This is a genomic window from Halomicronema sp. CCY15110, from assembly GCF_016888165.1.
Classification (GTDB): Bacteria; Cyanobacteriota; Cyanobacteriia; order Phormidesmidales; family Phormidesmidaceae; genus Halomicronema.
Map to the genome: position 1 here is coordinate 69,056 of NZ_JACSWC010000371.1, position 7,623 is coordinate 76,678.

Sequence of the window (7,623 nt, forward strand, 5' to 3'; positions counted from 1 at the left end):
AAAGCTGTTGACGAGGAAAAGCGAATCTATGACTGCATTAACTGTCGCATCGGGGCAGAGTACGGCAGACATTGTCGAATTGATGCCAGTGGGTTTGGACATTGGTAACGGGGCGGTGAAGCTTTGCCTGCCAGGGCATGAAATTCGCGTGCCGTCCTATGCCTGCCCTGTGCATGAGAACCTGCATGACCCGCCAGAAACCGGACTTGTGGAATTTGTCGCGAGCAGTGCTGACAGGGAGGAACAGCGATGGTTAGCGGGCTATGCGGCTTATCAGCATAATCCGGAGGGGTATCTGAAGGTGGTCGATGACCGCCAGGGCAAGCTGACGTATGGCTTGCCTTTATTGCTGGGGGCACTGGCAACCGTGCGGTATCGCCCGGTTTGGAACATCTTCGTGGTGGCTAGCATTCACCATGCTAGAGCGATGGGGGAGGCGTTAACCCATCGTTTGCAGGGCAGGCACCTGGTACGGTTCAACGGGCTAGAAACCATCAGTGAGGTCTCCATCACGATCGCCAAGGTGTTGGATGAGGGAGCCGGGGCGATCGCCTACTGTCCAGAAGCGGATCGCACCCATCAGACTCTGGTCTATGACCTGGGCAGTGGGACAACGGTGGTGACGGTGTTTGGCCCTAAGGGACGGTTGATTGACCGTCAGGTCAGCAACCGCGGTGTCCAGAACCTGATTGACGCCATTGCCAAGAATCCTCGGATGATTCGGCGATTGGCGGCAGAAGGCGATCGCGAGATTATTCGCGATGGCATTGAGAGAGGAGATTTTATCTATGGCATTCAGGGAGCCTGGAGCTTTGAGGCGATCTATCGAGATGAGCTGAAGCCCTGGCTCTCTACTGTGCTGAAACCGGCCCTGAAGGCTGGGGCCAAATGGACACCCACCAGTCGGGCCGTGATTGCGATTGGGGGGGGCTCCGAATTGCCCCTGGTACGAGAACTGCTGCAAGGTCAGGGCATTACGCCGGTGCCTGAGGGCAGCTGGAGCAACGCTCGCGGCCTGAAGCGAATTGCGTTGGCGCTGGGAGGCTGATCATGGCTAACCGCAGAGGAATGAAGCATCCTCCTGTCCGCACGACCTTGACTGGGACAACGGTGAACCGGTTGCAGCGCCGGGCTGACCAGTTTGGAACCGAGGACATTGATGGATTGATTCAATGCGTTCTCACTCGTTTAGACACGCTGGAAGAGTGTCTGGGGTCGGGCACAACGCAAGTGCCTATCATGTCTGCTTCGGATTCGTTACCAACAGGGGATCCTGACCTGCAAGAGCTATCGGCACTGCTGGAATGATTCAAGACGATTCAAATATCTCGGGGAAATGGGTAATGGAAGAAAACACGAAGGCAACACAACCAGTTGTGCCTATTGACATCACACCAGCTGGGGCACTGAAGCGAACGCTGATGCGCTTGCCGCAGCGCACTAAGGTGTTGTGGTTGCTGGGGTTCGCCGGGCTCACGGTTATTGGCAGTGCAATCGCCGCTACCGTCATTCCGTCCCAGACCACAACGGTCTCCAATAATCCTCAAGCAGCCTACGACTTCATCACCACGGATCCTGCGATTTTGGCGGGTGTGAGTGCTAATGATGCGCCTGAAGCAGCTTTAGCCAAGCTGTATGAAGTCATGCCAGTCTTTGATGCTTGGCTGGCCGAGCAGGTTGATCGCGATATTGCCGCGTTGACCACGAATGAGTCGCTGCGGTTACTAGAGGTGGCCAAAGCGGAGGCCGCTAGCGGAGAGGTCGTTACAGCGGATCCGGTCAGCGACATTGACCTGCAAAATTGTCTTGTGCAAATGGAAGCCTATCAATGTGTCCTCCTGAGGTACGCCGGTGATGGTCTCCAACAGTTTCATGCCGGTTCTGAAGAGCGAGACGTTTATGAAGCGATGACGGGCTTGATTCGATATCGGGCTGCACTGATTGCGTTGTATCCCGTGGCGCAGGAAACGCCGGATATCCAATCCAGCCTCAAGGGGCTAGCGAACTATCGCCTGAGCATTTATGACATTGCTCGATTATTGCCCGCCGCGCTGGGACCCGAGGTGCAATTTCGAGCGCCTTTGGGAGAGACGACTCCAGCGGAAGCTCTGGAGGTCACAGACTAATGCTTTATCTGAGTGATGTTGTGCAGAAACGGCTGGCCTGGACGGCGACTGGGATTAGTGCGCTGCTGCTGGGGGCGGGCGGATTCTTGATTTTCACTAATCCGCAGATGGGCTCGCAGGACAGCATTCTACGGGCTTATGCTGCTGGCCGGACGCGGGAGACCTATCAGAGTCCCCAACGCTATACAGGACGGGCTTTAGGCTATGTCTCAGCGGCTCTGGGACTACCGCTGGGCGCAGTTGGTGTAGTGCTGAGCGATCGCCAGCCCCAGTCTTTAACTCCGACACCAATCCCTAAGGTCCTGCCGGATGGTCGCTTGGTTGTGACCGAAACAGCGCTGCGATCAGAGTTGCAGCAGCAAATTTCAGAACTACTTTACGCCAACGATTGGCTGCGGGCCTGTTTGAAGGCTCACACAGTCATCCTCTGTGGCGATATGGGTAGTGGCAAGACGACGATTGCAGCGGCGATCGCCCTCATCCGGGAACTGCTTTGGGGCTGGGAAACAATGATTCTGGACCCTCACGCTGATAGCAACTTATCGCTGTGGCTCAATGGCCGGGTGTATGGCTCTGAGCAGGTGGGCAAAGCCTCATCTGAACAGCAAATCTTTAAGGCCTGGCGGCTGTCGCGGCAGCGGTCTGAGCATCACCGGTCGATTGTGCTGGATGAGTTTAGTTCCTGGGGTGCTGATGCCAAGAGCTCGTTGGGCAGCCTGACGCCGGATGTGGTGAAACACGGCACCGCTGACGCCCGTAAGTTTCTTCACCACACCATCTACTTGGTGCATGGCGAGGAAAACGGGATGTTGGGAGGCAGTCATGTACCGACTGGATGGCAGGCCAAACTTAAACAGCGGGCAGTGGGTATTCGCCTAATCGCGGATTACGACGAGTGGGGCCAGCCTAACTTCACGGGCAAGGCCGCTTTCAAACCCGCTGGCCAAGAATGGGTAGACGAGAATTTTCAACCTTTTGCGATGCCCAAATCCCTGAAGCCGGGAGTGCTGAAGCAACAGATCGGGACTCATTTGGAGATTTTAGGGATTGGCGCTGATGTGGATAGCGACGTTGATTGTGCCGTCAGCGATACGGTTCGCAATGGTGTTGATACCCTGCTGGAACAGACATTCGATACGCCAGAGTTTCTAGAGCGTTTGGAGCGGATCGCCCGAGGTCCAGTGGTGGGTCATCCTTCTGAAGGGCTGGCGGCGTCGGAACCAGACATCGACTGGAGGCAGGTGCAGCGCATCCCCAAAGCGATCGCTTTATTAACGTACTTGAAAAAGAAAGCCTTGGGCGAAATTGATTCCAGAAAATTGCAACAAAACTGGGGCCGCCATCATGGCTTGGATGCATCGGGTATTCAGACGCTGCTAGATCAGCTAGCGCGATGCTCTGTGGGGGAATGGATCACGGCTGACAACACGCAACTGCAGGGCTGGCGACTGCGGGTTTCGCCGAAAAACTTACCGAACTGGGATTGATGTTGCGGTGTTGCATTGCCCGTCTAGCAAGGGATGCCGCGACGCAACTATAAGCAACATCGCAACACTAAAGCAACTCATTCAGCAACATAAGGAAGGAGTCAATCATGGCTAAACGCGACCGCGACCACAACACTATTCATTACGTACCCGCTGACAGCGATCGCGCCCGTCGCGACGGTGGCTTTGTTTATGAAGTCAGCACCGGATTCTATGGTGTCTGGTGGGCCATTACCCACCCAGGCAAGGCACTACTGCGAACCATTGGCTGCATCGGGGGCGTCTCGGCAGCCGCTTTCTTAGTGAGTGGAGCGGCTCACCTGATTGCTGGAGAACCAGGGACGGGGCAGTTCCAAGGGGCGGATCCCTCCGCAGCGGGGCGAGCAGTGACAGACATCGTGCGGCCCCATGTGGTGCGCTCCGCCAGTTACATCAATGACGCCACGATGAACCCGAATTTACGGTATCTCCAAAACCCAGATGAGTATCAGCCGACGGAGTATCGCCGATGATGGCTTGGCTATTGCGGCTGGGGCTGATTGTAGGGCTTTATGCCCTAGCGTGGCTGGATATGCAAACGCCCGGTTCCGTGCTTGAGGCGTTGCCGCGAGTGGAAATTACAGATGCAACTCACCCTATCGATTGAACGACGGCAATCCACCGCCGCGCAGACCTCCGGCCAATGGGCCTGGGGATTGACGATATTGCTGGCTTTGCCGCCCGTTTTACTGATGACAGTACCCGGCTGGCGAGAAGCGGCTGAAGCCTACTGCCGCAACGGGTTTAGCTGGCAACTGTTTGGTTTGACCATCCTGAAGGTTGTGCCGACGGTGGAGCCGACCGGGGCCGATGTTCTAGTTCAGGAGGGCGAGGTCATTGCGGGCTATGTCATTACCAGTGGCTATGGCTGGCGAGAGTCGCCCTGTCCCGGCTGCTCCAGCGACCATCGAGGAGTGGATGTCGCGACGCCTTTAGGAACTCCTCTCTATGCGCCGACACAGCCTGATCAGCAGGTGACGGTGGAGTGTTGGTGGGATGGTGGTGGCGGTGGCCAGGTCGCAGACATCACCACGCCCGAAGGCAAGACATTTCAAGCCCTGCATCTTCAGCGGTGTACGTCGGGCACTTATCAAGGGGGGGAGGTGTTTGCCCGGACAGGGGACACCGGCAATGGTACCGGACCGCATCTGGATTGGCGCGATCGCACGGCCGATGGGGGACATCAACCGCCGACCCGCCGATATCTGGCATGGGTTCTCACTGGGCAAATTCCCCACATGTCAGCCTCGTCAGAGTTGAGTGATGAGGAACTATGGTGTGCGATCGGCAATGCGGAAGGTGTGGTGAATCCCGATTGCACCCCTAATCAAAATTACTGGGGCCATGGCGATAGCGGCTTTCTGAACCTAGGGGCATTCAGCTATATCCATGGCGCGGCCTCTCCAGAGGAAGCTGATGCCAAACAGCTGGAGCGTTTGAGGGCTATTGAACCAGAGTTTGATAGGCAGGCGCAGGAAAAGTGGGGGCAACCGCTCAGCAAGGCGGCGAAGCTCGCCGCCCTGGATCTCCAAAACCAGAGTCCCAAGGCAGCGCAAGATTTCATTCACCATTTGCCAACCTATGATCCGACCCCTCAGCAAATTATCAATGCGCGAGCGACGGCGTTTGTGAACCCGATCACCGGAAAGCTTGAAGCCCCTGGATTAGATAATGATTGGGGACGAGTAAAGAGAGACCAAAAAAGGAGACTAGACAATCTCTTGAATTTTGCTCGCTGAGTAGAAATCACGTTAACTTCTGCAATCGGCTCATCATCCCCAAAGTAGGCGGTTTTAATTTTCCGAATTGATGAAATCTGATGAAATCTGATGAAATCCATAGGTTACAGAGTAATTCCTCTCCCACTGGCAAATCTCTGAAACTTATTGCCAGTGAACTTTGCAGCTACTAGAACATTTGAAACTCATCCAGAGACGCTGGACACAAAATAGATCAAAAATTCAAGCAAAATAGGGAGTCTATATTCAGCAAGTCAATATCAAAACCCTAAAGACCAGGAACTCTCATCAAATCGCCTTGATCTACCAGCATTTCATACTGAGAGCGGATAGCGCGGGCGATAATCTTGTCAGTCATCAGAACACCGGCTTCAATATTGCGCTCATGAGCAGCTTCCGAGAAGTTGGCCGAGGTGATAAGGCAACGGGCTTCGTCTACAACTACACACTTGGCATGGAGGCAGGCGTTAGAGTCGGCACTCATCAACATGGTGCGAGGATCATGAAAGACTTCTGGAAGGCGCTGGCCTGGCCAGACATGGTTGCGAAAGGTTTCGGCAAACTTGCGCACCAGGACGGAGGCGGGAGTCGTGTCTTGATACTTCCGTTTGACGTTGAGGAACATGCGGACCTGAAGATCCGGATTGGCATCCATGCGCTCTGCCAGCGGACGAAACAGGGCATGTCCCTTCGGCCCCTGATCGACTGAGAAGCTAGAGATCAAAACGCTCGATTGGGCACTGCTGAAGAGTTCTCGAACAACGATGCCCGTATCACGGCTCTCGGTGCCGGGTACTTCTGGCCCCGTCCAAACTAAACCAACTTGGTCTTGTTGAGCTTGAGACTGGGCGCGTTCTGCCGCCATAAGCCGCAGCATATAGGCGATATGGTCAATTGCCATACCTTGGTGATAAAGCTGATTGAGCTCTGCCATCACACTGGGCAAGGAGTCATCAACTACGTATCGGTAGAGGGCGACTGCTGACGCTGGCAGACTCAGTCTGCCAGTGGCTAAGGCCTCAGCAATGTTGAGCAGGGCAGGACGACTCAACTTGAGGAAGGGCGACATTAGAGTAAGCCATCCGGGAAGAATTCGGCTCCCAGCCCCTCCACGGTACGAGTGACCAATGCCCGATCCAGCATTTCGTTACGGCGCTCACAGGACGTTTCGGCGATCAGGAGGCAACCGTGACAGGCCGCCCCGTGCAAGAAGCGATCTTCTTGCGGATCGTCGGGTTTATGTTGAGCGCACACTGGATCATTGGAGCAGAGACGTCCCTGCTCTAAAGCTTTGCCCAGGTGGTACTCTAACCGTCTACCGACTTCAACCAGGCCTCCGAGTGTGCCTTCAGAGCCGGAGGTGCCCGTGTGTAGGAGGATGCCGTAGCCGATATCAGGAAAGGCGTAAATGCGCTCACGAATGGCGCTTGAGGCGTAGCCACACTCCAGAGAGACTGAGGTGATTAAGAGATGGGACAGGGAGTGGAGCATGATGTAGGCAGCGCCAGGAAACTTCATCCGATCGCCAGAAATGCCTCGATTCTCGGCCCATCGCCGATAGCCTTGTTCTAAAGCCTGCTCTCGGGCTTTAACGGCAGGGCGGTTGAGCCAGTCTTTGATGAGTTCCGGCTTGAAGCTGATAAACACGCCTTCGCCCAGGTTTTCAATGGCTGGTACCCATTTAGGCTCAAAATCTAGGGTGGCCCGCCGGACACCAATTTCAAGGTCATCAATTTCGCCTTCGATATCGGGCATGGCAGCCTCAAAGCGGGTGAAGCCAATCAGCGCGACGACTTCTCGCAGGCGGTGGACCAGGACGACTTGATCGATAACGCTCTGCCATTGGGGCGCTAGTGAACTTGGACGTCGGGCGTAGCCTTGGAAAATCTTGTCGTCCGAAGGGGCTTCTTTCCCTTTCTCCTCAGGGCAGGACAGCAGCGCTTCGAGTTCAACCTGTTTGATACTTTTGTCTGGGGCCTGTTGATCGGCTTTACGGCGTTGGATTTCATTCCATACAGCTTCCGCTCCGAACGCAACCAAGTCAGCGAACTTGGGCTTCTTCAGTTCTTTTTTGATATCGGTGATGTCTTCAGCAAATTGAAGATCTTCTAGGAAGAAGCGATCCACGGATTTTTTCAGCTCTGCGTCTTGATCGGGCATGGAGATGACGCTGAGAATCTGGCTGAAGTAGGCGTTGCTGGCCGATCGCACCAGCAGGCGATTGTATTCTGG

General features: G+C 55.2%; 9 protein-coding genes. 7 read left to right on the forward strand and 2 right to left on the reverse strand.

Annotation, left to right across the window (positions count from 1 at the left end; translation table 11 throughout):
- Nucleotides 1-28 precede the first annotated feature (28 nt).
- From JUK32_RS18365 to JUK32_RS18395, 7 genes are all read left to right on the forward strand, one after another.
- Nucleotides 29-1,048: a ParM/StbA family protein gene (locus JUK32_RS18365; RefSeq protein WP_204140312.1), complete on the forward strand. Its 1,020-nt coding sequence runs from the start codon at nucleotides 29-31 to the stop codon at nucleotides 1,046-1,048.
- A 2-nt stretch (nucleotides 1,049-1,050) separates the two neighbouring features.
- Nucleotides 1,051-1,308, forward strand: a complete 258-nt coding sequence (locus JUK32_RS18370; protein ID WP_204140313.1) for a hypothetical protein — start codon at nucleotides 1,051-1,053, stop codon at nucleotides 1,306-1,308.
- Between the two features lie 35 nt (nucleotides 1,309-1,343).
- On the forward strand, nucleotides 1,344-2,126 hold the full coding sequence (locus JUK32_RS18375; RefSeq protein ID WP_204140314.1) for a hypothetical protein: 783 nt from the start codon (nucleotides 1,344-1,346) through the stop codon (nucleotides 2,124-2,126).
- Complete coding sequence (locus JUK32_RS18380) at nucleotides 2,126-3,613, forward strand: ATP-binding protein (RefSeq protein WP_204140315.1); 1,488 nt, start codon at nucleotides 2,126-2,128, stop codon at nucleotides 3,611-3,613. The genes JUK32_RS18375 and JUK32_RS18380 overlap by 1 nt, the downstream gene beginning before the upstream one ends.
- 107 nt (nucleotides 3,614-3,720) lie before the next feature.
- Nucleotides 3,721-4,125, forward strand: coding sequence for a hypothetical protein (locus JUK32_RS18385; RefSeq protein WP_204140316.1), 405 nt, complete (start codon nucleotides 3,721-3,723; stop codon nucleotides 4,123-4,125).
- A complete protein-coding gene (locus JUK32_RS18390) occupies nucleotides 4,122-4,259 on the forward strand; it encodes a hypothetical protein (protein ID WP_204140317.1) in 138 nt (45 codons plus the stop codon). Before JUK32_RS18385 ends, JUK32_RS18390 begins: the two co-directional genes overlap by 4 nt.
- Complete coding sequence (locus JUK32_RS18395) at nucleotides 4,237-5,391, forward strand: M23 family metallopeptidase (RefSeq protein ID WP_204140318.1); 1,155 nt, start codon at nucleotides 4,237-4,239, stop codon at nucleotides 5,389-5,391. The genes JUK32_RS18390 and JUK32_RS18395 overlap by 23 nt, the downstream gene beginning before the upstream one ends.
- 268 nt (nucleotides 5,392-5,659) lie before the next feature.
- Here JUK32_RS18395 and drmC read toward each other — a convergent pair whose 3' ends face one another.
- Together drmC and drmB are read right to left on the reverse strand one after the other, a co-directional pair.
- The gene (drmC, locus tag JUK32_RS18400; RefSeq protein ID WP_204140319.1) at nucleotides 5,660-6,460 is read right to left on the reverse strand and encodes a DISARM system phospholipase D-like protein DrmC; all 801 of its coding nucleotides are present in this window, start codon (nucleotides 6,458-6,460) and stop codon (nucleotides 5,660-5,662) included.
- Nucleotides 6,460-7,623 (reverse strand): DUF1998 domain-containing protein (drmB, locus tag JUK32_RS18405; RefSeq protein ID WP_204140320.1); only part of this gene is annotated, 1,164 nt, incomplete at its 5' end. The genes drmC and drmB, both read right to left, overlap by 1 nt.

Bases quoted from the DNA above. Each gene is read 5' to 3' on its own strand.
- JUK32_RS18370 (WP_204140313.1), top strand. From the start codon at position 1,051: ATGGCTAACCGCAGAGGAATGAAGCATCCTCCTGTCCGCACGACCTTG.
- JUK32_RS18385 (WP_204140316.1), top strand. From the start codon at position 3,721: ATGGCTAAACGCGACCGCGACCACAACACTATTCATTACGTACCCGCT.
- drmC (WP_204140319.1), bottom strand. From the start codon at position 6,460: ATGTCGCCCTTCCTCAAGTTGAGTCGTCCTGCCCTGCTCAACATTGCT.
- JUK32_RS18380 (WP_204140315.1), top strand. From the start codon at position 2,126: ATGCTTTATCTGAGTGATGTTGTGCAGAAACGGCTGGCCTGGACGGCG.
- JUK32_RS18390 (WP_204140317.1), top strand. From the start codon at position 4,122: ATGATGGCTTGGCTATTGCGGCTGGGGCTGATTGTAGGGCTTTATGCC.
- JUK32_RS18365 (WP_204140312.1), top strand. From the start codon at position 29: ATGACTGCATTAACTGTCGCATCGGGGCAGAGTACGGCAGACATTGTC.
- JUK32_RS18395 (WP_204140318.1), top strand. From the start codon at position 4,237: ATGCAACTCACCCTATCGATTGAACGACGGCAATCCACCGCCGCGCAG.
- JUK32_RS18375 (WP_204140314.1), top strand. From the start codon at position 1,344: ATGGAAGAAAACACGAAGGCAACACAACCAGTTGTGCCTATTGACATC.